The sequence below is a fragment of the Herbiconiux sp. SALV-R1 genome (genome assembly GCF_013113715.1).
Lineage (GTDB): Bacteria > Actinomycetota > Actinomycetes > Actinomycetales > Microbacteriaceae > Herbiconiux.
Map to the genome: position 1 here is coordinate 2975974 of NZ_CP053344.1, position 26374 is coordinate 3002347.

At 69.6% G+C, this 26374-nt stretch carries 24 protein-coding genes; 6 read left to right on the top strand and 18 right to left on the bottom strand.

Annotation, left to right across the window (positions count from 1 at the left end; genetic code table 11):
* The 3 genes from nrdH to HL652_RS14270 form a co-directional block, all read right to left on the bottom strand.
* The gene (gene nrdH, locus HL652_RS14260) at positions 1-240 is read right to left on the bottom strand and encodes a glutaredoxin-like protein NrdH (RefSeq protein WP_171705925.1); all 240 of its coding nucleotides are present in this window, start codon (positions 238-240) and stop codon (positions 1-3) included.
* A 310-nt stretch (positions 241-550) separates the two neighbouring features.
* On the bottom strand, positions 551-1849 hold the full coding sequence (locus HL652_RS14265; protein WP_171705926.1) for an APC family permease: 1299 nt from the start codon (positions 1847-1849) through the stop codon (positions 551-553).
* Between the two features lie 78 nt (positions 1850-1927).
* Positions 1928-2428 carry a MarR family winged helix-turn-helix transcriptional regulator gene (locus HL652_RS14270; protein WP_216603899.1) on the bottom strand — a complete coding sequence of 167 codons (501 nt, stop codon included), beginning with the start codon at positions 2426-2428 and terminating at the stop codon, positions 1928-1930.
* A gap of 40 nt (positions 2429-2468) precedes the next feature.
* On the opposite strand from HL652_RS14270, the gene HL652_RS14275 reads away from it, so the two are divergent.
* Positions 2469-3422, top strand: coding sequence for a DMT family transporter (locus HL652_RS14275; RefSeq protein ID WP_171705928.1), 954 nt, complete (start codon positions 2469-2471; stop codon positions 3420-3422).
* Positions 3419-5011 (top strand): M1 family metallopeptidase, encoded by a 1593-nt coding sequence (locus HL652_RS14280; protein WP_171705929.1) that lies wholly within the window; start codon positions 3419-3421, stop codon positions 5009-5011. Before HL652_RS14275 ends, HL652_RS14280 begins: the two co-directional genes overlap by 4 nt.
* A gap of 9 nt (positions 5012-5020) precedes the next feature.
* On the opposite strand, the gene HL652_RS14285 is transcribed toward HL652_RS14280, so the two are convergent.
* Positions 5021-5815, bottom strand: coding sequence for a siderophore-interacting protein (locus HL652_RS14285; RefSeq protein ID WP_171705930.1), 795 nt, complete (start codon positions 5813-5815; stop codon positions 5021-5023).
* A 166-nt stretch (positions 5816-5981) separates the two neighbouring features.
* On the opposite strand from HL652_RS14285, the gene HL652_RS14290 reads away from it, so the two are divergent.
* Positions 5982-7724, top strand: a complete 1743-nt coding sequence (locus tag HL652_RS14290) for a M1 family metallopeptidase (protein WP_216603900.1) — start codon at positions 5982-5984, stop codon at positions 7722-7724.
* Between the two features lie 146 nt (positions 7725-7870).
* Here the strand turns inward: HL652_RS14290 and HL652_RS14295 are convergent, their stop codons facing one another.
* The 7 genes from HL652_RS14295 to HL652_RS14325 all read right to left on the bottom strand — a co-directional run bounded on the left by HL652_RS14295 (position 7871) and on the right by HL652_RS14325 (position 16694).
* The gene (locus tag HL652_RS14295; RefSeq protein WP_171705931.1) at positions 7871-9031 is read right to left on the bottom strand and encodes a cystathionine gamma-synthase; all 1161 of its coding nucleotides are present in this window, start codon (positions 9029-9031) and stop codon (positions 7871-7873) included.
* A 20-nt stretch (positions 9032-9051) separates the two neighbouring features.
* Positions 9052-10419, bottom strand: coding sequence for a cystathionine beta-synthase (locus HL652_RS14300; RefSeq protein ID WP_171705932.1), 1368 nt, complete (start codon positions 10417-10419; stop codon positions 9052-9054).
* A gap of 235 nt (positions 10420-10654) precedes the next feature.
* Entirely contained in the window at positions 10655-11032 is a 378-nt protein-coding gene (locus tag HL652_RS14305; RefSeq protein ID WP_171705933.1) for a VOC family protein, read from the bottom strand.
* A gap of 25 nt (positions 11033-11057) precedes the next feature.
* Entirely contained in the window at positions 11058-12941 is a 1884-nt protein-coding gene (locus tag HL652_RS14310) for an ABC transporter ATP-binding protein (RefSeq protein WP_171707368.1), read from the bottom strand.
* Positions 12942-13133: 192 nt separating this feature from the next.
* The gene (locus HL652_RS14315; RefSeq protein WP_171705934.1) at positions 13134-14117 is read right to left on the bottom strand and encodes a carbohydrate ABC transporter permease; all 984 of its coding nucleotides are present in this window, start codon (positions 14115-14117) and stop codon (positions 13134-13136) included.
* A complete protein-coding gene (locus HL652_RS14320) occupies positions 14114-15244 on the bottom strand; it encodes a carbohydrate ABC transporter permease (protein WP_171705935.1) in 1131 nt (376 codons plus the stop codon). Before HL652_RS14320 ends, HL652_RS14315 begins: the two co-directional genes overlap by 4 nt.
* Positions 15245-15371: 127 nt before the next feature.
* The gene (locus HL652_RS14325; protein WP_171705936.1) at positions 15372-16694 is read right to left on the bottom strand and encodes an ABC transporter substrate-binding protein; all 1323 of its coding nucleotides are present in this window, start codon (positions 16692-16694) and stop codon (positions 15372-15374) included.
* Between the two features lie 245 nt (positions 16695-16939).
* Between HL652_RS14325 and HL652_RS14330 the strand changes: the two genes are divergently transcribed.
* Positions 16940-17962, top strand: a complete 1023-nt coding sequence (locus tag HL652_RS14330) for a LacI family DNA-binding transcriptional regulator (RefSeq protein WP_171705937.1) — start codon at positions 16940-16942, stop codon at positions 17960-17962.
* 87 nt (positions 17963-18049) lie between these two features.
* Here HL652_RS14330 and rplL read toward each other — a convergent pair whose 3' ends face one another.
* The 5 genes from rplL to HL652_RS14355 all read right to left on the bottom strand — a co-directional run bounded on the left by rplL (position 18050) and on the right by HL652_RS14355 (position 21740).
* On the bottom strand, positions 18050-18439 hold the full coding sequence (gene rplL, locus HL652_RS14335) for a 50S ribosomal protein L7/L12 (RefSeq protein WP_171705938.1): 390 nt from the start codon (positions 18437-18439) through the stop codon (positions 18050-18052).
* Positions 18440-18490: 51 nt separating this feature from the next.
* Positions 18491-19006, bottom strand: a complete 516-nt coding sequence (gene rplJ, locus HL652_RS14340; RefSeq protein ID WP_171705939.1) for a 50S ribosomal protein L10 — start codon at positions 19004-19006, stop codon at positions 18491-18493.
* Between the two features lie 279 nt (positions 19007-19285).
* A complete protein-coding gene (locus HL652_RS14345; protein ID WP_171705940.1) occupies positions 19286-19450 on the bottom strand; it encodes a hypothetical protein in 165 nt (54 codons plus the stop codon).
* Positions 19451-19539: 89 nt separating this feature from the next.
* A complete protein-coding gene (locus tag HL652_RS14350) occupies positions 19540-20970 on the bottom strand; it encodes a sensor histidine kinase (protein ID WP_216603901.1) in 1431 nt (476 codons plus the stop codon).
* Positions 20967-21740 carry a response regulator transcription factor gene (locus HL652_RS14355; RefSeq protein WP_305848737.1) on the bottom strand — a complete coding sequence of 258 codons (774 nt, stop codon included), beginning with the start codon at positions 21738-21740 and terminating at the stop codon, positions 20967-20969. The genes HL652_RS14350 and HL652_RS14355 overlap by 4 nt, the downstream gene beginning before the upstream one ends.
* Before the next feature lie 284 nt (positions 21741-22024).
* Here HL652_RS14355 and HL652_RS14360 point away from each other — a divergent pair, with 284 nt between their 5' ends.
* A complete protein-coding gene (locus HL652_RS14360; RefSeq protein WP_171707371.1) occupies positions 22025-22663 on the top strand; it encodes a YqaJ viral recombinase family protein in 639 nt (212 codons plus the stop codon).
* Positions 22664-22841: 178 nt separating this feature from the next.
* Here HL652_RS14360 and HL652_RS14365 read toward each other — a convergent pair whose 3' ends face one another.
* A complete protein-coding gene (locus HL652_RS14365) occupies positions 22842-23573 on the bottom strand; it encodes a hypothetical protein (protein ID WP_171705941.1) in 732 nt (243 codons plus the stop codon).
* A gap of 195 nt (positions 23574-23768) precedes the next feature.
* On the opposite strand from HL652_RS14365, the gene HL652_RS14370 reads away from it, so the two are divergent.
* Positions 23769-24794, top strand: coding sequence for an NADP-dependent oxidoreductase (locus tag HL652_RS14370; RefSeq protein WP_171705942.1), 1026 nt, complete (start codon positions 23769-23771; stop codon positions 24792-24794).
* A 415-nt stretch (positions 24795-25209) separates the two neighbouring features.
* On the opposite strand, the gene HL652_RS14375 is transcribed toward HL652_RS14370, so the two are convergent.
* Positions 25210-26259 carry a cell wall-binding repeat-containing protein gene (locus HL652_RS14375; protein ID WP_171705943.1) on the bottom strand — a complete coding sequence of 350 codons (1050 nt, stop codon included), beginning with the start codon at positions 26257-26259 and terminating at the stop codon, positions 25210-25212.
* Positions 26260-26374 lie beyond the last annotated feature (115 nt).

Genomic DNA, 26374 nt, shown 5'->3' on the forward strand with positions numbered 1-26374 from the left:
CTACGCGGACGCGCGCGACGCGAGCTCGGCGATCTTGTCGGGGCGGAAGCCCGACCAGTGGTCGCCCTCGGAGGTCATGACGACGGGGGCCTGCAGGTAGCCGAGCTCCTTGACCGTCTCAAGTGCCTTCTCGTCGACCGAGAGGTCGAAGATCTCGAACTCCAGACCCTTGTTCTCGAGGGCGCGGTAGGTGGCAGTGCACTGAACGCAGGAGGGCTTCGTGTAGACCGTGATCGCCATAGGAATTGCACCTTTCTCGGAGAGAAAAAAGGACTGATGTGAAGGAGGTTTCAGCCCGGTTCCGAACCCATTTCCCGCCTTTCGGCGAGCTCTCGGCCCCGGGAGTTCAATACTACATCTAGTTGTCGGCCAGAGCGAGCACCCCTAGATGAAGTGTTACACCCGTGTAATTATCCACAGGCCATCCACAGCTGTGAACAGCTTTCTGCGCAGGGATCTCCACAAGCAGATCGGCCTGTTCTCGCCCTTCTCGGTCAGCCTGTGGAGAGACGACCCCTTCTTCCCTGAGGATAAATTCGACCACCGACATTCAGCGCGCCCGGCGTGTCGCGCGTGTCGCCCGGACGAGTGACACGGCGAGCGCCGCCAGGGCGAGCAGGGCGGGCACCAGCAGGTTGCCCCCGGCGAGCACCACCAGCCCGCCCACCAGCACCACCGACACCGCGGCGCACCACCACCCCGGCCCGAACCGGGGCAGCAGCCGAAGCGCCGCCACCACGCCGAGTGCGTAGACGGCGACCATGCAGGAGGTGTGGATGAGGATGAACGGGGTCAGCTCCCCTCCGGTCAGCACCATCGCCGTGTAGTAGCCGGCCGCCAGCAGCGCGACCACCCCGAGCGACCGGCGGGGCACTCCCCCGGCCTCGGCTCCCCGACCGAGCACGGCGGGCAGGTCGCCGTCGCGCCCCAGCGAGGCGCCGAGCTTGGCGAAGGCCCCGAGGTAGGCGTTGAGCACCCCCACCGCGACGATGCCGGCCACGGAGGCGACGGCGAGGCGACCCCACGCGGGAGCCGTCGCGTCGACGAGGTCGAGGAGGGGCACCGGCGACGACCCCGCCGCGTCGCCGAGCACCGCCACGGTCACCAGCTGCAGGCCCAGGTAGCAGGCGCCCACCACCACGATCGCGATCGCCGTCGCCCAGGGAATGGTCGTGCGCGGCCGCCGGAACTCGCCGGCGATGTGCGTCACCGCCTCCCACCCGGCGAAGGCCCAGACGAACAGGCTGATCGCCGCTCCGACGCCGACCCAGCCGTGGGGGAGGAAGGGCTCGAAGTTCGCGCTGTCACCCGCCGGCGCGGCGATCACGACAACGCCCACCACCACAGCGACCAGCAGCCCCGAGAGCGCGAGCTGCGCCCGCCCCGAGAAGCGCAGCCCGAACAGGTTCGACGCCAGCGGAAGGGCGATGAGGGCGGGCGCCACGACGAACGCCACCCAGCGCTCCGCACCGAGCACGGCCACGAGGTACTCCGCGCCGAGCAGCGCGACCACCGGCGAGCCCACGCAGACCCCGAAGAAGAACCAGTAGCCGGCCATGCGCGCTGCCGTCGCCCCGAGTGCGAGACGCACGAAGGTGGCGACCCCGCCGGCATCCGGATGCCTCGCGGCGAGTGCGGCGAAGGTTCCCGCCAGCGGAACCGAGAGCACGATGAGCGCCAGCACGGCGAGGATCGACCCCGGCCCGGCCACCTGGGCGGCGAGCGCGGGGAGCACGAGGATGCCGGTGCCGAGCACCGCGGCTATGTAGAGAGCGGTGCCCTGCGCCAGCCCGACCGTGGCGTTCTCGGTCGTCGGCGGGGTGGAGCTGAGGTCGGTCTGAGTCGTCACCCCCTCATACTCCCGGCCCCGCGAGCCGCGAGCGATGGCAGAAATGCCAGCATGCGTCGAATTACCGCCAGGCTGGCGCTACTCTCCTTCGTAGTGGGCGAGCCACCGGGCGAGCAACTCCTCGAGGGCTCGCGAATCGGATGCGCCCAGGTGGTCGATCAGGCGGCGCTCGTTCTGCAGGTGGTCGGTGAACGCCGCGTCGATCAGCTCGACCCCTTCGGGCGTGAGCGCGACGACCCGTCGTCGGCCGTCCCCACCCGCGGCCCGGCGTCGCAGCAACCCCCGCGCCTCGAGTCGGTCGAGCCGCTTCGTCATGCCGCCGGTCGTCACCATCGTCTGATCGGCGAGCTCACTCGGCGCCAGTTCGAACGGCGCCCCCGCGCGGCGGAGGGTGGCCAGCACGTCGAACTCCCCCTCGCTCAGCCCGTGGCGGGAGTAGACGGTCTCGAGCTCGGCCGTGAGGTGGGCCGCGAGACGGTGCAGCCTGCCGATCACCCCTTGAGGGGCGACGTCGAGATCGGGGCGCTCCCGCCGCCAGGCGGTCTGGATGCGCGCCACCTTGTCGTCGGGAATCTCCATGTCTTCCATTCTACCTTCCAAGGAAGCTATAGTAGCTTCCATGGAAGCTACTTGGCGCTGGGTTCTCGTGACGGCCACCGCACCGATCGCCTGGGGCTCGAACTACTTCGTCACCCGTCAGCTGCTGCCGGTGGACTCGCCGCTCTGGGGGGCCGTGCTGAGGGCGGTGCCGGCCGGGCTGGTGCTGGTGGCCCTTGCCCGAGAGCTCCCGCGCGGGTCGTGGTGGTGGAAGTCGATCGTGCTCGGGGTGCTCAACGTGGGGGCGTTCTTCGTGCTCATCTACGTCGTCTCCCAGCTGTTGCCGACGAGCCTCGCCGCCACCCTCATGGCCACCTCGGCCGGGGTGCTCATGCTCATCGCCTGGCCGCTCCTCGGCGAGCGACCGCAGCTGGTGCCCGTCGTGGGGATGCTGGTCGGGTCGACGGGAGTCGTGCTGATGCTCGGCGGAGGCGGAGGTCAGGGCACCGGGGGCCAGGGCGGCGCGGTCTCGGGGCTCGGCGTGCTCGCCTCCCTCGCCGCGATGCTGCTCTCCTCGGTCGGCTTCGTGCTCACCAAGAAGTGGGCGACGGGCGTTCGCACCCTCTCGCTCACGTCGTGGCAGCTCGTGGCGGGAGGCCTCGCCGTCGTGCCCGCGGCGATGGCGATCGAGGGCGCACCGCCCGCTCTCGACGCACCCGCGGTGGCGGGGTTCGCCTACGTGTCGCTCGTGGCGACCGCGCTCGCGTTCGTCGCATGGTTCACGGGCCTCAAGCACCTTCCCGCCGGCACGGTCGGGGTGGTCGGCCTGCTCAACCCCGTGACGGGGGTGGTGCTCGGCACCCTGGTGGCGGGCGAGGCCTTCGGGCCCGCGCAGGCGGTGGGCACGGCACTCGTGCTGCTCGGTGTGCTCGCCGGGCGGGTGCGGTGGCGGCCGGGGCGGCCACGTCAGCCGCGGCCTCGGGTGTCAGCGGGCTCCGATAGAGTCGCCAGAACCCCAGGTAGAGGAGAGATGTGAAGCGACGCAGCACTTTCGGCGCAGCGACGGTGGGCGCGGTCGCGCTCGTGGCCGTGCTCGCCGGCTGCACGGGCATGAGCCCCGACCCCACCCCGACACCGACCGCCACCCCCGAGAGCCGCTACCAGCCCGGCGCCGCCGGCATCGGCGACCCCTACTACCCGCTCGACGGCAACGGCGGCTACGACGTGGAGCACTACGACCTCGAGCTCGCCTACGAGCCCGAGACGGGCGAACTCGCGGGCCGGGCCGTCGTCAGCGCCACCGCGACGCAAGACCTGTCGCGCTTCGACCTCGACCTCGACGGGCTCATGGTCACCCGCGTCACCGTCGACGACGTCGACACCGAGTTCACCACCGAGACCTTCGAGATCAGCGCGGCGACCGGGCAGCCCGTCGACCAGGAGGCGGGCGACGAGGGCGCCGCCCCCGGCGACGACGACGCGGGCGACGACCGCGAAGAACTCGCCCAGCCCGGGCGCACCGAGCTCATCGTCACCCCCGCCACGGGCATCGACGACGGGTCTGCCTTCACGGTCGCCGTCGAGTACGGCGGAGTGCCCGCCACCATCGACGACACCTTCGGCTACGGCGGAGTCGTACGCACCGCCGACGGCGCGGTGATCGTGGGTCAGCCGCGCGTCGCCGCGACCTGGTTCCCGGCCAACGACCACCCCGCCGACAAAGCGACCTTCCGCATCCGCATGTCGGTGCCCGAAGGGCTGCAGGCCATCTCGAACGGGCGGCTCGTCGGTGCGGTCACCGAAGACGGCCGCACCGACTGGGAGTGGGTGATGGAGAAGCCGATGGCGACCTACCTCGCCACGGCGACGGTGGGCGACTTCGCGGTGTCGACGCTCTCGCAAGACGGCATCGACTACTGGAACGCCGTCGGCAGCGGCCTCTACGACGAGGTGGCGGTGGAGGCGACCGGGCAGAGCTACGGCGACCTCGCCGACCTGGCGTTCGCCCGCGGGCCCGAGATCACCGCGTTCCTCACCTCCCGCTTCGGCCCCTACCCGTTCACCGAGTCGGGAGGCATCGCGGTGAACCTCGACGACCTCGACTACGCGCTCGAGAACCAGACTCGGCCCATCTACGGCCCGTGGGTGTTCGAGGGCCCGGAGGGCCTGTCGACGGTGGTGCACGAGCTCGCCCACCAGTGGTTCGGCGACAGCCTGTCGATCGCGGCCTGGAGCGACATCTGGCTCAACGAGAGCTTCGCCACCTATGCGGAGTGGCTCTGGTCGGAAGATCAGGGCGGCCAGACCGCGCAGCAGATCTTCGACTTCCTCGACGACCAGCCCGCCACCGACCCGTTCTGGACTCTCGAGATCGGCGACCCCGGCCCCGCGCGGGTGTTCGACGAGGCCGTCTACAACCGCGGTGCGATGACGCTGCACGCGCTCAGACTGAAGCTCGGCGACGAGGTCTTCTTCCCGGCCGTGCAGTCGTGGGCCGCCGAGAACGCCTACGGCACGGTCTCCACCGATGACTTCATCGCCTACATGGAGGAGGCCTCGGGGAGCGACCTCGGCGACTTCTTCGACACCTGGTTGTTCACCGGCTCGAAGCCGACCGCCGGCTGAGCGGTCGCGTCAGCGCGCGACTCCGCGCTTCCAATATCCGCAGAAGGTGATGTTCCCCTTCGGCACTCCACGCTCCCCCACGAGGTGCCGCCTCACCCCCGTCGCCAGCGCCGACTCCCCCACGGCGAACGCGTACACGGAACCGGGCGGGAACTCCAACGCCGCCACGGCCGGCAGCGCTGCAGAACCGGGAGCCGACCCCTCGGCCCGTTCCACCCAGTGCACCGTGAACCCGTCGGGTTCGTCGAGCTCCTGGCGATCAGCGAGGTCGAAGAGCTCGATGACGGCGATGCCCCGAGCGTCGCGCGGCAGATCGCGCAGCACACCGGCAACGGCGGGCAGCCCGCTCTCGTCGGCGACGAGCAGCTGCCAGTCGGAGCTCACCGGCCTCCAGCCGCATCCCTGGTCGATGAGTGCGACCTCGGCGCCCGCTTCGACCGAGGCGGCCCACGGCCCGGCCACTCCGTCGGTGCCGTGCGTCACGAAGTCGACGTCGAGTTCGAGGCTCTCGGCACGGAACTGCCGCACCGTGTAGTTGCGGATGACCGGCCGCGAGCCCTTCGGCAGGGTGAGGAACTTGAGGTACCCGCCCACGCCGAACCGCGCCGGCAGGTTGTCGAAGCGCGCCCCGTCGTCGACGGGCACGGCCAGCCGGAACCACTGGTCGAAGCCGCGGTACTCGAAGCGCCGGAGGTCGTCGCCCGCCAGTGTCACGCGCACCATGTGGGGCGTGACGCGCTCGGAGCGGGCGACGGCGAGCCTCATCAGTCCCGACTCGGCGTGGGTGACGGTGATGTTGCTCATGTCGCGCTCCTCGGTCGACGTCAGCCCCGAAGTTAGGGTGCCCTTACTTGAAGACTAGCGGATGCGCGCGAGACCCGGCGAGCATCCGCTCTGTTCCACCATGCGGCCGAGACCCTATGCTGGGGCTCTCCCAGCTCCGTTCCCTCGACACGATCGGCGAGCATCCATGAACTCCTGCGAACTGGCGGCCACCGGCTCGGGCCCGCTCCCTCTCGTTCTGCTCGCCCTCGCGGTGGCGGCCGTCGGCGGCGGCGCCGCCTGGCTCCTCGTGAGTCGTCGCCGTCGGCGCGGTGCGATCACCCTGGCCGCGCTGCCGCTGCTCGTGCTGGCCCTCGTCGTGGGCGGCGGGGGTCTCGCACCGCAGCCGGCGAGCGCCGCCGCACCGTGCCCTCCCACCACGTCACCATCTCCGCAGCCCACCCCCGAGCCGACACCGACGCCCACCCCGGTGCCGGTCGACTACGTGGCGGGCGCCGCCGGCATCGGCGACCCCTACTACCCGCTCGACGGCAACGGCGGCTACGACGTGCAGCACTACGACCTCGACCTCTCGTACGAGCCCGCCACCGGTGTGCTCTCCGGTTCCGCCACCATCGAGGCGGTCGCCACCGAGAACCTCTCCTCGTTCAACCTCGACTTCGACACCCGCGCCGTCGATGGCAGCGACGCCCTCGCCATCGAGTCGGTCACCGTCGACGGGGCCGCCGCCGAGTGGAGCCTCGCGAGCACCCAGATCAGCATCGTCACCGGCCAGCCGCAGCTGCCCGGGTCGACCGACGGCGACGCCACACCGCCGCGAACCGAGCTCACGGTCGTTCCCGGCACGGGCATTCCGACCGGCAGTACGATCACGACGACGGTGGTCTACAGCGGGGTGCCCATCACCATCGACGACGCGTTCGGGCCGGCGGGCGTGTTCCGCTCGACCGACGGCGCCGTCGTGGTAGGCCAACCGCGCGTCGCCGCCACCTGGTTCCCGGCGAACGACCACCCCTCCGACAAGGCGACCTTCACCACCACCATGTCGGTGCCCGAGGGGCTCACCGTGGTGGGCAACGGCAGGCTCGCCGACGAGTCGTCGGCGGGCGGCCGCACCAGCTTCACGTGGGAGATGGAGAAGCCCATGGCCACCTACCTCGCCACGGCGACTGTCGGCGACTACGACATCACCACCTCCACGGTCGACGGCATCACCTACTACGACGCCATCGACCCGGCCCTCTACTCGGTCGAGGCCGACGGCGGTGGCACGACGGTCGGCGACGTGGCGGCCGCCATCTTCGCGACAGAGCCCGAGGTCATCGACTTCCTCGAGCAGTCGTTCGGCCCGTACCCGTTCAGCGAAGCGGGCGGCATCGCCATCGCCGATCTCGCCGACGGCCAGCCGCTCCCCTACGCGCTCGAGAACCAGACCAGGCCGATCTACCCGAGCTGGTCGTTCCCCGCCGACGCCGATGCCTCGGTGGTCGTGCACGAACTCGCCCACCAGTGGTACGGCGACGACGTCTCGATGCACCGCTGGAGCGACATCTGGCTGAACGAAGGCTTCGCCACCTACGCCGAATGGCTCTGGGCCGAGCACACCGGCGGCCCGACCCCGCAGCAGAGCTTCGACGACGCCTACTCCTCGGCGCCCGACGCGTTCTGGACGACGGAGATCGCCGACCCGGGAGCGGCCGGCATCTTCGACGCCCCCGTGTACGTGCGCGGGGCCATGACGCTGCAGGCGCTGCGCACGGCCGTCGGTGACGACGACTTCTTCGCCATCCTGCAGGGCTGGGCGGCCGGGCACGCCGGCGGCTCGGGCTCGACCGCAGAGTTCGTCTCCTACGCGGAGTCGGTCTCGGGCGACGACCTCACGGCGCTGTTCGACGCGTGGATCTACTCCGGCACGAAGCCGGCGGTGTAGCCCGAACCGCGAAGGCGGCGCGCCTCCCGTCTGAGGATGCGCGCCGCCTTCGCGCTCGGATGGACGCTTACCGGCGGGGCAGCGCCCGCCTTCGCGGCCGGATCAACGCCTACCGCCGGAGCGGGCGCCCGCCTGAGGAGGGACGCCTACCGCCGGGGCAGCGCCCGGTCGAGGTCGGCCAGCAGGTCGTCGATCGACTCGATGCCCACCGAGAGCCGGATGACGTTCTCGGGAACCTCGAGCGGCGTGCCCTTCACCGACGCGTGGGTCATCTCGGACGGGTAGCCGATGAGCGATTCCACGCCGCCGAGCGACTCCGCGAGCTGGAACACCTTGGTCGACTCCGCGAACTTGCGCGCGGCCTTCGGCCCGGCCTTGAGCGCGAGCGAGATCATGCCGCCGAAGGAGCGCATCTGCCGCTTCGCGAGCTCGTGCCCCGGGTGCGTGGGCAGGCCCGGGTAGTAGACGGCGTCGAGGGCGGGGTGGCCCACGAGGTGCTCGGCGATGGCCTGGGCGTTGGCCGAGTGGCGGTCCATGCGCACCGCAAGGGTCTTGATGCCCCGGGTGGTGAGCCACGCATCCATCGGCCCGGACACACCGCCCGATGCGAACTGCAGGAAGCGCACCTTCTCCTCGAGCGCATCGTCGTTCAGCACGACGGCTCCGCCCAGCACGTCGGAGTGCCCGCCGAGGTACTTCGTGGTGGAGTGCACCACGACGTCGGCGCCGAGCGCGAGCGGCTGCTGCAGGTAGGGCGAGGCGAAGGTGTTGTCGACCACGACGATGGCACCCGCGGCGTGCCCGATCTCGGCGAGCTCGGCGATGTCGCTGATCTTCATGAGCGGGTTCGAGGGGGTCTCGAGCCACAGCATCTTCGTGGGGCCGGCAGCCACCGCCTTCGAGACGGCGGAGAGGTCGCTCATCTCGACGACGACGTTCTCGACCCCCCACTTGCCGTGGATGCGGTCGATCAGCCGGTGGGTTCCGCCGTAGGCGTCGTTGCCGAGCACGATGCGGTCGCCCGGCTCGAGCACGGCGCGCAGCAGCGCGTCTTCGGCGGCGAGGCCCGAGGCGAAGGAGAGGCCGTGCTTGGCGCCCTCGAGCGAGGCGAGGAGGGTCTCGAGCGAGGTGCGGGTGGGGTTGCCGCCGCGGGCGTACTCGTAGCCGCCGCGGAAGCCGCCGATGCCGTCTTGCACGAAGGTGGAGGTGAGGTAGACGGGCGGGATGATCGCGCCCGTGGTGGGGTCGAACTGCTGACCGGCGTGGATGGCTCGGGTCTCGAAGTTCTCGGTCTGCTGGATGGCCATGAGGTTCTGCCTTTCGCAGGTCAGGCTTCGCTGAGGAAGGTGAGGAGGTCTTGACGGGTGATGACGGTGACGGGCTTGCCGTCGTCGGAGACGAGCAGCGCGGGCGTCGCGGCGAGCGCCTGACGTGCCGAGGCGACCGACTCGTTGATGCCGATGAGCGGCAGCGCGGAGCCCACGAAGTCGCCGACCTTGTCGGTCATGGCGGCCTCGCCGGTGAACACCTTGTCGAGCAGGGTCTGCTCGTCGAGCGAGCCGACGACCTCGCCCATCACCACGGGCGGCTCGGCCGAGAGCACGGGCATCTGCGACACCCCGTAGATACTCATGATCTCGATGGCGTCGTGAACGGTGTCACTCGGATGCGTGTGCACCAGCGCCGGGAGACCGTCGCCCTTGCCGGCGAGCAGGTCGCGGACGGTCGAGCCGTCGCTCTCGTCGGCGAAACCGTAGCTGCGCATCCATTTCTCGTTGAAGATCTTGCCGAGGTAGCCGCGGCCCCCGTCGGGCAGGAGCACCACGACGACGGCGTCGGCGGGGAGATCGCGAGCGGCCTTGAGCGCGGCGACCACCGCGAGACCGCTCGAGCCGCCCACCAGCAGACCCTCTTCACGGGCGAGGCGACGGGTCATCTCGAACGACTCGGCGTCGCTGGCGGCGATGATCTCGTCGACCACCGAGCCGTCGTACGCGGTGGGCCAGAAGTCTTCGCCGACGCCCTCGACGAGGTAGGGGCGGCCGGTGCCACCCGAGTAGACGGAGCCCTCGGGGTCGGCGCCGATGATGGTGACGCTGCCGTCGGAGACCTCTTTGAGGTAGCGGCCGGTGCCGCTGATGGTGCCTCCGGTGCCGACGCCGGCCACGAAGTGCGTCACCTGGCCCTCGGTGTCGCGCCAGATCTCGGGGCCGGTGGTCTCGTAGTGGCTGAGCGGCCCGTTCTGGTTGGCGTACTGGTTCGGCTTGAAGGCACCGGGGATCTCGCGCACCAGGCGGTCGGAGACCGAGTAGTAGGAGTCGGGGTCTTCGGGCGCGACGGCGGTGGGGGTCACGACGATCTCGGCGCCGTAGGCGGTGAGCACGTTGCGCTTGTCCTCACCCACCTTGTCGGGGAGCACGAACACACAGCGGTAGCCGCGCTGCTGCGCCACCAGCGCCAGGCCGACACCGGTGTTGCCCGAGGTGGGCTCGACGATGGTGCCTCCCGGCTTCAGCAGCCCCTCGCGCTCGGCGGCGTCGATGATGCGGGTGGCGATGCGGTCTTTCGACGAGCCGCCCGGGTTGAGGTACTCGACCTTCACGAGCACCGTGGCGGCGATGCCCTCGGTGACCGAGTTGAGCTTGACCAGGGGCGTGTTGCCGACGAGGTCGATGACGCTGTTGGCGTACTTCATGTGAGGTGTCCTTGGATGTGTCTCGCACCGATCGCATCCGGGGAACGGATGCGGCACGCAGCGAGAGCGGCGGCTGGGGGCGGGTGACGATCCGGTCTGTCAGGGAGGGTCGTCGCTCAGCGACGACAACAGGTGGGAATCACGAACACCCCTCCAGTGTAGCCCAGCGGGCTGGGCGTGCGCCGACGGCGGCGGCGTCAGCCCGCATCCGACGCGTCAGGCTGCAGCCGATGCCTCAGCCGTTCGACGACACCAGGCAGAACGGGTGCCCGACCGGGTCGAGGTAGACCCGCCAGGTGGCGTACTGCTCGCCCGTCGCCGTGGCACCGAGCGCCAGCACCGCCCTCTCACCCTCGTCGAGACTGTCGACCCGGATGTCGAGGTGCAGCTGCTGCGGCACGAGCTGCCCGGGCCACTCGGGCGCCCGGTAGTCGTCGACCTTCTGGAAGGCGAGCACGGGGCGGTCGCCGTCGGCCGAGCCCGGGCCGGTGAGCTCGACCCACTCGTCCTCGGAGTCCTCCGCGATCGAAAGCCCGAGAATCTCGGCGTAGAACCCCGCGAGGGCACGGGCGTCGGGGCAGTCCAGAGCGATGGCGTCGAGTTTTCCGATCATGCGCCCAAGCTACCCCCGAGCCGGCTCAGGCGCTCGAGAGCTGCTGCTCGTAGAGGCTCGCGTAGGCTCCCCCGCGCGCGAGCAGCTCGGAGTGGGTGCCCGACTCCACGATGCGGCCGCGATCGACGACGAAGATGACGTCGGCCCCCACCACCGTCGAGAGCCGGTGCGCGATGGCGATGGTGGTGCGCCCGCGCGCGGCCGTGTCGAGGGCGTCTTGCACGACGCGCTCCGAGATCGAGTCGAGGGCGCTCGTGGCCTCGTCGAGGATGAGCACCGCCGGGTCTTTGAGCAGCACGCGGGCGATGGCGATGCGCTGCTTCTCGCCGCCCGAGAGGCGGTACCCGCGCTCCCCCACCACCGTGTCGTAGCCGAGCGGGAAGCTCATCACCCGCTCGTGGATGTTCGCCCGCCGCGCCGCGTCTTCGAGCTCGGCCTGGGTGGCGTCGGGCTTGGCGTAGCGCAGGTTCTCGGCGATCGTGGCGTGGAAGAGGTACGTCTCCTGCGACACGATGCCGAGCCGGTCGACCAGCGACTCGTGCCGCAGGTCACGCACGTCGTGCCCGTCGACCAGCACCGCGCCGCTCGTCGCCTCGTAGAGGCGCGGCACGAGGTACGACACCGTCGTCTTCCCCGCTCCCGACGGCCCCACGAAGGCCGCGAACTGGCCGGGCTCCACCACGAACGACACGTCGTCGAGGGTGGGATGCTCGGGTTCGCCGTCGGGGTAGACGAAGCCCACGTGCGCGAACTCGACCCGGCCGGCGGAGCGCGACCTCGGCAACGACACCGCATCCGGAGCATCGACGATGGCGGGCTTCAGGTCGAGGTACTCGAAGATGCGGGCGAACAGCGCCCCCGAGGTCTGCAGGTCGAGGCCGACCCGCATGAGCCCGAGCAGGGGCCACATGAGCCGAGCCTGCACGGTGGAGAACGCCACGATGGTGCCCGCCGTGATGTCGACGCCCCCGGCGATGAGGTACCCGGCCGCGAGGTAGACCACAGCGGGGACGATCGAGAGCACGATCTGCACGATGGCGAAGAACCACTGCCCGCTCATCTGCTGCCGCACCTGCAGGCCGATCTGGTTGTCGTTCTCGTCGCTGTAGCGCGCCACCTCGGCGCCCTGGCGGTTGAAGCTCTTCGCCAGCAGGATGCCCGAGACGCTGAGCGTCTCCTGCGTGATGGCGGTCATGTCGCTCAGCGACTCCTGGGTCTCGGAGGCGATGCGCGCCCGCACCTGCCCCACCCGCCGCTGCACCGAGACGAGCAGCGGCATGAGCACCACGGCCACGAGCGTGAGCTGCCAGCTGAGCAGCAGCATCGCCACGAGCGCCGCGATCACCGTGACGGTGTTGCCGAGCACGCTCGACACCGTGTTGGTGAGCACGTTCGCCACCCCGCCCACGTCGTTCTGCAGGCGCGACTGGATGATGCCCGTCTTCGTGCGCGTGAAGAACGCGAGCTCCATGCGCTGCAGGTGCGAGAACAGACGGATGCGCAGATCGCCCATCACCCGGTTGCCGACCTTCGCGGTGAGGTAGGTCTGCCACACGCCGAGTGCGGCGCCGAGCACCCAGATGAGCACCATGAGGCCCACGAGTTCGAACAGCACGGGGATGTTCGGGGTGCCCGAGGCCGGGAACAGCCCGAGGTCGAATGCCTGTTCGGTGAGCAGGGGCGGGAGCACGGTGAGCGCGGCGCCGATGAGCACGAGCACACCGGTGACGATGAGCTCGCCCTTGTACGGGGTGAAGAGCTCGGAGATGCGGCGCAGCAGGTGCGGCACCTTCGGCGCCTCGGCGTTCGCGGCGCGCTGCGCCCTGGCGTCGCTCGACGACACCCGCCCGCCGCCGCCCGGGCCGCCCCGTGGCCTGCCGGCCCCGCCCGCGGCGGCGACCGCGCTCATCCGCCCACCACCCATGCCACTCATGGGCTCACCCTACGCCGCGCCACCGACCCCGCCGTCGGGTTCCTCCCACGGCGGAATCGCGGACCGCACCGCACGGCCGGGCCGTTCGAAAACGCAAACGTCGCAGCATCCGAGCCCCACAAGGAGCCGGATGCTGCGACGTGTGCGTTTCTGAACGCGTGATACGCGCTACCCCTTGGTCGAGCCCGCGAGCAGCCCGCGCACGAAGAACCGCTGCAGCGCGAAGAACACGATGAGCGGCACCACGATCGCGACGAACGCGCCGGCGGTGAGCAGGTACCAGTCCTGACCGCGCGACCCCGTGATCTCGGCCAGCAGCTTCGTGATCGGCGCCACCGCACCGTCGGCGAAGATGAGGGCGACCAGCAGGTCGTTCCACACCCAGAGGAACTGGAAGATCGCGAACGACGCCAGCGCCGGCATGGTGAGCGGCAGGATGATGCGGAAGAAGATCTGCCCGTGGCCCGCGCCGTCGACGCGCGCCGCCTCGATGACCTCGCGCGGGATCTCCGACACGAAGTTGTGGAGCAGGAAGATCGCCAGCGGAAGGGCGAAGATCGTGTGCGCGATCCACACCTGCGAGAAGGTTCCGTTCGACGGAATGCCGGAGAAGATCCAGTCGTCACCGACGGCGACACCGCGGGAAAACAGCGACAGCAGCGGCACCAGGGCCATCTGGATGGGCACGATCTGCAGCGCGAAGACGCCGATGAACAGCCAGTCCTTGCCCTTGAAGTCGATCCAGGCGAAGGCGTAGGCCGCGAGCGAGGCGATCACGAGCGGGATGAGCGTCGCCGGGATGGTGATGGCGATCGAGTTCACGAACGAGGAGGCGATCGTCACCGAGGAGTTGCCCGACTGGAGCACCTCCGCGTAGTTGTCGATCGTGAAGCCCCAGTTCTCGAAGATCGTCCACCAGCCCGTGGTCTGGATGTCGTTGCGCTCGCGGAACGACGAGATGAACAGACCGAAGGTGGGGATGGTCCAGAGCACCGCGATGACGAGCGCGGCGGCGGTCGCCCAGCGGCTGGTGAGCCGCCGCTTGGTGCGGCGCGCCGTGCCCTCCTGACGTTCGATGGCCTTCTCGCCACCGCGGATCTGCTTGCGGGTCTCGGGATCGACCGGCAGGTCGATCGGCTGCACGGCGCTCATCGGATCTCCCTCTGCTTCTTGATCTGCCTGGCGTTGTAGATGACGATCGGCATCACCAGGATGAACAGGATGACGGCGAAGGCCGCCGACCGGCCATACTCGAAGTTCTTGAACTGCGTGTACATCTCGTTCGCCAGAACGCTGGTCTCGTTCGCGCCCGCGGTCATGGTGCGCACGATGTCGAACACCTTGAGCGAGGCGATCGAGATCGTCGTGATGACGACGATGAGCGACGAGCGGATGCCCGGCACCGTGACGTTGATGAACCTCTGCCAGGCGTTGGTTCCGTCGAGCTCCGCCGCCTCGAGCTGCTCGGTGGGCACGCCCTTGATGGCCGCGGAGAGCACGACCATCGCGAAGCCGGTCTGGATCCAGATGAGCACGATGATGAGGAAGAAGGTGTTCCAGGGCGAGTTCGCGAGCCACTGCTGCGGGTCGCCGCCGAGCCACACCACGACCTGGTTGAGCAGACCGATCTGGTTCTGGTCTTCGGGGCGGTAGGTGTAGACGAAGCGCCAGATGATCGACGCACCCACGAAGGAGATCGCCATCGGCATGAACACGAGGATCTTGAAGAACTTCTCACCGCGGCTCTTGTCGATGAAGACCGCGTAGGCCAGACCGAAGATGGTGGAGGCGGCCGGTACGACGAGCACCCAGATGATGGTGTTGAGGATGACCCTCAGGTTCGCGGGGCTGGTGAGCACCCAGACGAAGTTGTCGAGACCGACGAAGTTGCCGCGGCTGGAGAACAGCGAGTCGATCGCCGTCTTCACGGTCGGGTAGATGAGACCGACGAGCAGCAGGATGATCGCCGGGGCGAGGAAGCCGAACAGCTGGAACAGGTAGCCCGCGCCCTGCTTCGAGCGCTTGTCGAGCCAGAAGAACAGAAGGCCGAGGGCTGCGGCGATGAGCGCCGCCCACCAGACCGAACCGATCAGCACCAGCGCGAGGAACGGGGCGACGATGCAGACCGCGAGGCGGATGATCGTGTACTTCCGCCCGGTGCGCGGTGCGATCTCGATGAAGAACAGGATGAGCGCGACGACCGCCGCGAAGGCGAGAACGACGATGGGGATCTGGGCGAGCGGTGGCAGCCCCCCGACCCAGAGCAGGAACTCTGACATGACAACCTTTCGAGTGCGACTCTGAACTCACTACAGGCCCGACATACCGTGTCGTTCTGACACCGTACACCCGGGGTGCGACGAGGCCGCCCGGTTCTCGCCGGGCGGCCTCGTGCGGAGGGACCGCTTACTCGGTGGGCCAGCCGGCCTCGATCTGCGTCAGCACCTCTTCTTGCGGGGTGCCGTTGATCCAGTCGACCATGCCCTTCCAGAAGGTTCCGGCGCCGACGGCACCGGGCATGAGGTCACTGGCGTCGAACCGGAACGTGGTGTTCGGGTCCTGCAGGATCTCGATGGCCTGCTGCAGGATGGGGCTCTGCGCGTTGGCCGGGTCGAGACCCTTGTTCGCGGAGATGACACCACCCAGTGCGACGCGGCTGTTCGCCCACTCGGGGCTCGAGAGGTACTCCTGCACCTTGACGGTGTCGGCGTCGTTCGAGAACGCGCCGACGATCTCGCCACCACCGGTGACGGCGGTGTCGCCCTCGGTCACCGGCGGGGTGACGAAGGCCCAGATGTCGGCGTCGGGGCCGACGGTGGCTCCGGCGTCGACGAGGAAGCCGTCGAAGAAGGAGGCCTGGTGGGTGAGCGAGCAGGTGCCCTGCGCCATGCCGGTCGCCACGTCACCGAACTCGGTGGTGTTGATCGACTTCACGTCGCCGTAGCCGGCGTTGACGTAGTTCGGGTCGAGCAGGATGTCGCCCACCGCGCTGAACGCGTCGGCGATCTGCGGGTCGGTGAACGGAACTTCGTTCTTCACCCACTCGTCGTAGACCTCGGGGCCCGACTGGCGCAGCACCAGGTCTTCGACCCAGTCGGTGCCCGGCCAGCCCGTGGCGTCGCCCGAGCCGAAGCCGGCGCACCAGGGCTGCGTGCCGAGGGTCTGCTGCATCTTCGCGGTGAGGTCGAGCATCTCCTGGTAGGTGCCGGGCACCTCCCAGCCGTTGTCGGCAAACTGCTTCGGGGAGTACCAGACGAAGCCCTTGACGCTCGCCATGAGCGGCGCGCCGTAGAAGGTGTCGTCGACCGTCCCGTAGGCCTTCCAGTCTTCCGACCAGTACTCGTCGACGTTCTTCTCGACACCCTCGGGTGCCTTCTGGATGAAACCGCGCGAGGCGAGGTCGGCGAGCAGACCCGGCTGCGGGAAGATCGCGAGGTCGGGCGGGTTGCCACCCTGGGCGCGGATGCCGATCTGGCTCTCGAACTCCTTCGACGACTCGTACTGGATGTCGATGTTGTTCTCTTTCTCCCAGTCCGCCCAGGACTGCTCGAGAAGCTCCGCTTCGGTGTCGGCGATGGTGCCGTAGACGGTGACCACGCCGTCGGCTTCACCCGCGCTGTTGCCCCCGGCGCCGCCGCCGGCGCCGCCGGAGCAGCCCACGAGTGCGAGCCCGAGTCCCGTCGCGATCGCGATGGGTGCTGTGACGCGGCGGTGCAGAAGTGACCGCATTTCTCCTCCTCATTGAGTGTGGGACGCCCCCCGTAGTGGTGCCTTCGGTGGGCGTGTGTAGGGAAACCTTTCCATAACTCTCGGCAAATCACAACCCGAATCACGGGTGATCCGGAACATAACGTTTTGGTTGCAGAGAGCGCTCTCACGATAGCGTGACCCTGGCACGATCTGCAACTGCCGTTCCACAATCGCCTCATCAGGCTCTATGATTCTGGAAGCGTTTCCAGACGAGGAGGTCGAACGTGTCAGGCATCGAAGACGTGGCGAGTCTCGCCGGGGTGTCGAAGGCGACGGTCTCGCGTGCCCTGAGCGGTCGCGGCTACGTGTCGGCCGACACGCGTCTGCGCGTGGAGGCCGCGGCGTCGAGTCTCGGCTACGTCGTCTCCTCCAGCGCCTCGAGTCTCGTCACCGGGCGCACCAACAACGTGGGCGTCATCATCCCGATGATCAGCCAGTGGTTCTTCGCGAGCATCCTGGAGGGCGTCGAGCGCGCCCTGCTCGACCGCGGCTACGACCTCATGCTCTACAACGTCACGAAGACAGCCGAAGAACGCACCAGGGTGTTCGAGTACTTCCTCGTGCGCAAACGCGTCGACGCGGTGATCGCGGTGACGCTCGAGATCACCCCCGAGGAGACGCAGCGGATGCTCGCGCTCGGCAAGCCCATCGCGGGCATCGGCGGTCCGCTGGAGGGCATCCCGACCCTCAGCATCGACGACGTCGAGGCGGCGCGCCTAGCGACCGAGCACCTGCTGCTGCTCGGCCATCGCGACATCATGCACGTCGGCGGCGACGTCGACGAGCAGATGGACTTCCATGTGCACTCCAAGCGCCTCAAGGGCTACATGGAGGCGCTCACCGGTGCGGGCATCCGCTACGACGAGTCGTCGTACGCCGCCACCCCGTTCGACATCCCCGGGGGCTACCGCGTGGGCAAGCAGATCCTCGGCGACCCGAGGCGCCGGCCCACCGCCATCTTCGCCGCCGCCGACGAGGTGGCGATCGGGGTCATCCTCGCCGCCCGCGAGCTCGGCATCTCGGTGCCCGACGACCTCTCGGTGATCGGCATCGACAACCACCCCCTGGCCGAGCTGTTCGGCCTCACCTCGATCGAGCAGCGCCCCGACCTCCAGGGCGAGCAGGCCGTCGACTGGGTCATCCGCCAGCTCGAGCAGCCCGGCTGGGCACCCCCGGTGAACCATACCGTCCTCCCCGTACGCCTCGTCATGCGCTCCTCCACCGCCCCACCCCGCCCCCGCGCTTGACCCCTCGGCGCTCCAGCGCCGGGTCGCCGTTAACGCACGGATGCCCCGAACCGCGAGGTTCGGGGCATCCGATGAGTAGGGCTGAGACTACTTGAGGGTGACGGTCGCGCCGGCCTCTTCGAGCTGAGCCTTGGCCTTCTCGGCGGTCTCCTTGTTGGCGCCCTCGAGGACGGCCTTGGGAGCGCCGTCGACGAGTGCCTTCGCCTCACCGAGGCCGAGGCTGGTGAGCGCGCGCACCTCCTTGATGACCTGGATCTTCTTCTCGCCGGCAGCCTCGAGGATGACGTCGAAGGAGTCCTTCTCCTCAACCTCTTCAGCAGCAGCGCCACCGCCGGCAGCGGCGGGGCCGGCAACGGCGACGGGAGCGGCGGCGGTGACCTCGAAGGTCTCCTCGAACGCCTTGACGAACTCGCTCAGCTCGATGAGCGTGAGCTCCTTGAAAGCCTCAAGCAGTTCCTCGGTGGAAAGCTTTGCCATGATGTTCTCCTTGTTGTGGTAGTTACTTCAACCGCTGACCCGAGCGTGAGCTCAGGAAGCGGACTCCTGCTTCTCGCGCAGCGCTTCGACCGTGCGAACGGCCTTCGACAGCGGTGCGTTGAAGAGATAGGCGGCACCGAACAGCGAGGCCTTGAAGGCACCGGCGAGCTTCGCCAGCAGCACTTCACGGGATTCGAGGTCGGCGAGCTTGGTGACCTCTTCGGCGCTCAGGGGGTTACCGTCGAAGTAACCGCCCTTCACGATGAGAAGAGGGTTTGCCTTGGCGAAGTCACGCAGCGACTTGGCGACGGCCACGGGGTCACCGTGGACGAAGGCGATAGCGGAAGGACCGGCGAGTTCGTCGTCGAACGACGAGATGCCGGCGTTGTTCGCCGCGATCTTGGTCAGCGTGTTCTTCACCACGGCGTATGACGCGTGCTCACGGATGCTTCCGCGCAGCTGCTTGAGCTGCGCGACCGAGAGACCGCGGTACTCGGTCAGCAGAACGGCGGTCGAGCTCTGGAAGAGTTCCGTGAGCTCGGCAACCGAGGCTTCCTTGTTCGCCATGGCGCTCCTAGTAATCGATAGTGTCGGCCGGGACGACTACCTGAGCGCTCGCCGTTCGGGAGAACGGAAAAAGCTCCGGCACAGGAGGCCGGAGCTCGGAGAACAGCACGGATGCTGTGATTCTTGCTTCGTACACCTGCGCAGGTCTTCGCTGTCGCGAACTTTAGGTCTGAGCGTGTGCACAGACGACCGGCGGTCTTTGGCCTCGACAAGAATAGACGACCCGCGCATCCGGTGCAAATCGCGGATGCGCGGGTCGTCGTTGCGGGTTCGAAGCGGCTAGACCCTGCGGTTGCCGCTGATCATCCGCACGAGGAAGACGATGACAGCGAACACCAGGAGGATGAGGCCGACCCAGAGCAGGAAGTTCAGGGACGACACGAATCCGCCCGTGAACAGCAGGACGATGGCGATCACGGCGATGATGATGAGCAGGATGTTCATGCTGGCGACCGTACCCCCGTTCAGGGGTCAGCGGATTCTCACCCAAGGGGGTTGACAGATCGTTCTTCGTCACGTGACGACGAACGCACTCACCTCGTCGCGATGAGGGGAAGCGCGACGGCGAACACCGTCTCCCCCGGCCTGCTGGTGACGGCCACCTCGCCGCCGTGGGCGTCGACCACCGCCTTCACGATGGCGAGCCCGAGACCCGTGCTGCCGGCGTGACGGGAGCGTGACGAGTCGCCGCGCACAAAGCGCTCGAAGAGCGTGGGCAGCAGCGCCTCCTCGATGCCGGGGCCGTCGTCGGCCACCGTCACCACCGCGAGCTCCCGCCCGTCGGGGTCGGAGGTCGCGGCGACGCCGACGCGCACGGTCGTTCCGGCGGGGGTGTGCACCCGCGCGTTCGCGAGCAGGTTCGCGAACACCTGGTGCAGCCGCAGGGCGTCGCCCGAGACCGAGACGGGTTCCTCGGGCAGGTCGAGCTCCCAGTGGTGGTCGGGCCCCGCGACGTGCGCGTCGCTCACCACGTCGACCAGCACGAGCGAGAGGTCGACCTCGTCGAGGGCCAGCTCGGGCTTCGCGTCGAGCCGCGCCAGCAGCAGCAGGTCTTCGACCAGGGTGGTCATGCGCGTGGCCTCCGACTCGATGCGGCCGAGCGAGTGCGACACCTCCCCCGGCAGTTCGGGAGCGGTGCGACGGGTCAGCTCGGCGTAGCCGCGGATCGAGGCGAGCGGGGTGCGCAGCTCGTGGCTCGCATCGGCGACGAACTGCCGCACCTTGTTCTCGCTGCGCTGCCGGGAGGTGAGGGCCTCTGCGACGTGTTCGAGCATCCGGTTGAAGGCAAGACCCACCCGCCCCACCTCCGAGCGGGGGTCGGGGTTCGGCACCCGTTCGGCGAGCGCCACGTCGCCGCGGTCGAGCGGCAGCTCGGCGACCCGGGTGGCCGTCGCGGTGACGCGGTCGAGCGGGCGGAGCGCCAGCCTGATGATGAGGAGACCGGCGACCCCGGCGATGATCATGGCCCCCACCGTGACGGCGACGATGGTGACGATCTGCTGCGAGAGCGTGCTCGTGACGTCGGAGAGCGGCAGGCCCGTGACGATGATCGCGCCGTCGCTCGTGATGACCTGCGACTCGATGCGGTAGCCGCCCAAGTCGTCGATGGTCACCGTGGTCGGCTGGCGGGAGGCCGTCAGCCCGTCGAGGGCCGACAGCTCGGCGGTGGTGAGCGCGAGCGCCTCCCCGCTCTCGTCGAGCACGAAGCCCTGCGTCGCCTGTCCGCCCGTGACGAGCGCCACCATGGTGCCCGCCGACTGACCGAGGGTGAGCCCACCCTGGGGGCCCGGGCCCTGGGCGCCGGTGAGAGCCCCGAGGGTGCGGTTCGAGGCCTCGCGCAGCTGGTCGTCGAGGCGGTTCACCAGGAAGCCGTTGAGGGCGACCGTGCTCACCACGCCGATGATGACGCCGGCGAGGGCGATGAGACCCAGCACACTCAGGATGAGCGTGCGGCGCAGTGTCACAGCGCCGGCTTCAGCATGTACCCGGCACCGCGCACCGTGTGGATCATCGGGGTGCGGCCGGCGTCGACCTTCTTGCGCAGGTAGGAGATGTAGATCTCGACGACGCTCGACTTGCCGCCGAAGTCGTAGCTCCACACCCGGTCGAGGATCTGCGCCTTGCTCAGCACGCGCCGCGGGTTGCGCATGAGGTAGCGCAGCAGCTCGAACTCGGTGGCGGTGAGCTCGATCGGCTCGCCGTCGCGGAAGACCTCGTGGCTGTCTTCGTTCAGCTCGAGGTCGCCGACCGTGACGATCGGGTCGTCGGCGTCGGCCACGACGAGGGTGGAACGACGGATGAGGCCGCGCAGGCGGGCCACCAGCTCCTCGAGGCTGAACGGCTTGGTGACGTAGTCGTCGCCCCCGGCGGTGAGCCCGGCGATGCGGTCGTCGAGCGCGTCTTTCGCGGTGAGGAAGAGCACGGGGGTCTCCTGCCCGTCGCCGCGCACACGGTTGAGCACCTGAAGGCCGTCGATGTCGGGCAGCATGACGTCGAGCACGATGACGTCGGGGCGGAACTCGCGGGCGATGGTGAGCGCCTGACGCCCCTCGCTCGCGGTCTTCACCTCCCAGCCCTCGTAGCGGAGGGCCATCGAGAGCAGGTCTGTGAGCGTGTTCTCGTCGTCGACGACGAGCGCCCGCACCGGCGAGCCGTCGGCGCGGCGCAGCCGGGGCTGCTTGGCCGCCTGGGAGGAGTTGCCGGAGCCGGAGAGGAGAGAGCCGTCGAGAGTCACAACTCCCAGTATTGGCAGTCGGCTATGAGGAGTCTATGAGGCGACACAGATGCGTCTGAGAATCGGGGGATGCGCGGGTGCTGGAGCGGGTGCGCGGGGCGGGGTCGGCACCGGATGCGCGGCGTGGTCCGGTGGGCTGGCGGATGCGCGGGGCGGGTCGGCGCCAGATGCGCGGCGTGGGCCGGTGGGCTGGCGGATGCGCGGCGCGGGGTCCGTGCCGGATGCGCGGCGTGGGTGACGAGGGTGTCGGCGGGACGGGTGAGAATGGATCGGTGACCGACCTCATGCTCTCCTTCCCCTGGGAAGACGAGCTCGACGTCGCGCCCCCGCCCCCACCGCACCTCACCCGGGTCGTCGCCGAGTCGAGCGACCGGGTCGCGTGGCTCCGCGCCCGCAGCCGAGGGGTCACCGCGACAGACGCCGCGCGCCTCTCGAGCGACGCGGCCGTGCGCACCGTGGCGTGGGAGAAGTTCCACGGCACCGGCTTCACCGGCAACGTCTTCACGCAGCACGGCCGCGACCGCGAGCCCGAGATCGCGGCCTGGGTGCTGCGCGAGCACGGCATCGAGCCGAGCGTCGCGCTGTTCCACGCCGCACGGGAACGCCGGCACCTCGCGACCCCCGACGGGCTGCGCTGCGACGCCGACGGCACGCTGCTGCTCGCCGAGATCAAGACGACCTCGAAGCCGTGGTCGCGCATCCCTCGTGGGTATCTGCGTCAGGTGTGGTGGCAGCAGTACGTGCTCGGGGCGGAGCGCACCCTCGTGGTGTGGGAGCAGCACCGCGACTTCGTGCCCGTCGCGGCCGAGCCGCGCTGCCAGTGGGTCGAGCGCGACGAGTCGGAGATCGAGCTGCTGGTGCGGCGCGCCGACGAACTGCTCGCCTGGATGCGCGGCGAACGCGGCGAGCGTCGCGCCCGCTGACCCCGTTGTGACTGCGGCTGCGGCTGCGACTGCGACTGCTGCGGCTGCGGCTGCGCCGCGGTGGAGCTGCCGCCGACTCGGTGGCCGTCGCGGTCAGGCTGCCGCAGACGCGGCGGCCGTAACGCGGCCAAGCTGCCAACGCGGCCAAGCTACCGCCAACGCGGCGGCCGTAACGCGGTCAGGCTGCCGCCGACTCGGTGGCTGTGTCGCGGTGGGGTTCGAGGTCTGGCTCGCGGGCCGGGGGTGCGGAGCCACGGGCTGCGGCGGCGCGATCGACCGCCTGGAAGGCGGCGAGGCCTACCAGCCAGCTGAGGGCGACGGTCGTGGCGACGAGCTCGAGCACACCGCCGAGCTCGGTCGCGAAGCGCAGCAATGAGAGCAGCCCGCCGAGCCCGGCGATCACCGCCACCACGATCGCTGCCACGAGTGAGAACCGCGCCAGACGCGCCAGGCGCCGATCGACCGCTGCCTGCAGCATTACGAACGCGGCGGCGGCGAATCCGATGACCGCGCAGCCGGTGTGGATGAGGTCCTGCCAGGTGAAGCGGTCGCCGACGGGCAGCGGGCAGTACCGCGTGCAGGTGACCTGCGAGGCGATGCCGAAGCACACGGCGGCCACGCCGAGCACGATGCTCGACGGCACGACGGCGAGCCAGCGCACCTTGGGGTCGAGGCGCGGCGCGATGAGCGCGACGACGAGGGCTGAGAGCGACACCAGCACCATGGCGACCTGGAAGATGCCGGCGGTCGGCTCCTCGGGCGCGCCCATCTCGCTCACGTAGAGGAAGCGGTCGGCACCCAGGCGGGCCACCCAGATGAGGGCGAGCCCGGTGGCGGCCGTGGCCGCGGCGAGCGCCAGGAGCGCCGCGGCGAGGAGGTCGGGAACGGGGACGAGGGTGGGTCTGCGCATCCGCTCTCTCTCGGTCTCCGGGCGCGAGGTCACTGAATGTTACGACGCGCGGCGCTTGTTTGCACCCCAGTGACGTGTTGGTAACACCGGTGAATCATTCGGCACCTAGCGTGGAACACAGCCGAGAAGGCTGCGCAGAGCCGCGGGTAGCCCGAGCCCTCTTCTTGCGTGATCGAGAGCGACGGAAGGCACAGCATGACCGAGCAGTGGAGTGGATCGACGGGCACGACGAGTTCGACCCTGACTCGCGGCAGCACGATGAGCGCCGCGGTGATCGACGGCTTCGGCGAGGCCTCCGTGTTCAGCGTGGCCGAGGTGCCGATGCCCGTGCGGGTCAACTCCGAGGTGCTCGTGAAGGTGGCGGCGGCGGGGGTCAACCCGATCGATGCGAAGACCCGTGGCGGTGCGGGGGTGGCGGCGGCGGTGTCGTCGTTCCCGTGCGTTCTGGGCTACGACTTCTCGGGCGTGGTGGTCGAGACGCCGTTCGAGGGGCATCCGCTGCGGCCGGGCGACGAGGTGTTCGGGGTCACGTCGACGCCGCGCGGCACCGGGTCGTACGCCGAGTTCGTCTCCGTGCCGAGCCTGCAGGTGGCGCGGAAGCCGGCGGCGCTGTCGTTGATCGAGGCTGCGGCCGTGCCGTCGGCGGCACTCACCGCGTGGGGCGTGGTGGTCGACGTGGCCAAGGCGCACGAAGGGCAGCGGATGCTCATCCACGCCGGTGCGGGAGGTGTCGGCCATTTCGCCGTGCAGCTCGCGGCGTACTTCGGGGCGCGCGTGACCGCGACCGGGAGCTCGCGCAACCAGGCGTGGCTCCGGGAGCTCGGAGCGTCGACGGTGATCGACTACGCCGCCGGCCGGTTCGAAGACCAGGTGGGTGACGTCGACGTGGTGATCGACCTCGTGGGCAACGTCGTGGCCGAAACCGGCTCGCGGTCGCTCGGCGTGCTGCGACCCGGCGGGTTGATCGTGAACGTGCCGAGCGGGAGCTGGCCCGGGTTCGCCGAGGAGGCGGCGGCGGCCGGGGTGCGGGCGACTTCGTACAAGGTGTCGCCCGACGCGTCGGCGCTGGCGGTGATCGGTCGGCTGATCGATTCGGGCGACGTGCGGGTGCACGTCGACGAGGTGTTCCCCCTCGACCGCGCCGCCGACGCCCACCGCGCCATCGAGTCCGGCCACACCCGCGGCAAGCTCGTGCTGCAGGTGGGTGCGCTGCCGTTCTGAGCCCGCTGCAGTTCCGGGCACGCTGTAGTCGGATCGCGTCCGCTGCCATGTGAAGTTCGCTGCCCTCGGATGGCGTCCGCTGCTGTCGGATAGCGTCTGCTGCTGTCGGATGGCGTCCGCTGCCGTTGCGTCCGCTGCCCTCGGAGCACTTCCGCGGCGGACCTCACCGGCGTGACGGGAGTGGCGCGACCCTTCACGGGCCGACACGATGTCACCAGCCCACCCGCGGCAGACGTGGGACGCGCCTCCACCGATCCGCGGCAGCGTGGCTGGGCCGACGTGGGGGCATCCGTCCACCGACCCGCGGCTGCGGACCCGCGGCTGCGGGGGTGGGCTGACGTGGGGCGTGCCTCCACCGATCTGCGGCTGCGGCGGTGGGCCGGCGCGGGGCGCGGTTTTTTGGGTGTGCACGGGGTCAGGGGCAGGGTGTGAGTGAGGCGACGGCGGGAGTGAGAGTGACGGTGCCGCCGAGGAGGATGATCGTGGAGGGTGACAGCCGCGTGAGTTCGTCGAGGACGGTGCGGGGTACGCAGTCGGGGCGGACGACGTAGAGGGGCGCGGCGGAGGCGGCCGCGAGTGGTCCACCGCTGAGGGCGTCGGCGAAACCCGATCCGCTGGCCAGGAACACCGTGCGCGCGGCAGGGTAGGCCGCGCGGTTGACTGCGACGGAGGTCTCGTAGCGGTCGTCGCCCGCCAGCCTGGTCACCGTGCGGCCGGGCGAGTGGAGCGCAGCTTCGACCGTGGCACTCACCGAGGCGGTGCCGCCCGCAATGGTGAGGGAGGTGAGCCGGGGGTCGTCAACGAGTGCGCGTTCCGGGGGTGAGAGCGGGGCCAGACCGTCGACGAGAACGACCGGAGCCCGCTGTCGCGCCGCGGCGGAGGCTGAGGAGAGGGCGTCGGGGAAGTCGCGCCCGGAGGCGAGCGTCAAGCGCATCGCGTCGGGCACGCCCGCCAGGTCGTCGGTGAGCAGTCGACGCGACACCTCATACCGGTCGGCTCCGTCGATGCGGGAGACGGTAGCGCCCACCGCGGCACGGGAGACCTCGACCAGCACGTCGTCGTCGACCGAGGCCGTCCCGCCCACCAGCACGACGCTCGCCGGCGATAATCGCGCGAGTTCGGCGGCGACGCTCGGGGGCACCCGGTTCGACTGCACGAGCAGCAGCGGCGCCCGATGGATCGCTGCGATCGACGAGGCGCCCAGAGCGTCGGCGAACTTCTCCCCCGACGCCAGGTAGACGAGCTCGGCGCCCGGGAAGGCGCGAGCGGAGACCAGCGCCGACTGCTCGTAGCGGTCAGCACCGGCGATGCGCTCCACCGTCGCCCGAAGCAGATTCGCCGCCGAGCCCTGCGCCGCCGAGCGTTGCGCCCTCGCGTGCGTCGTCGGCGGGACCTGCGCCGCCGAGCTTTGCGGCGTCGACACGAGACCCAGGCCCGTGAGGACCATGACCGCGGAGGCCACCATGGCGACAAGCCTCTGCGGCCCGGCTCTCCGGCCGCGCAAGAGGTCGAACAGATCGTGCATGAGGGCTCGCTTTCATCGGAGGGAATCAGAGTCGCGGCGACGACCTCTCCCCCAC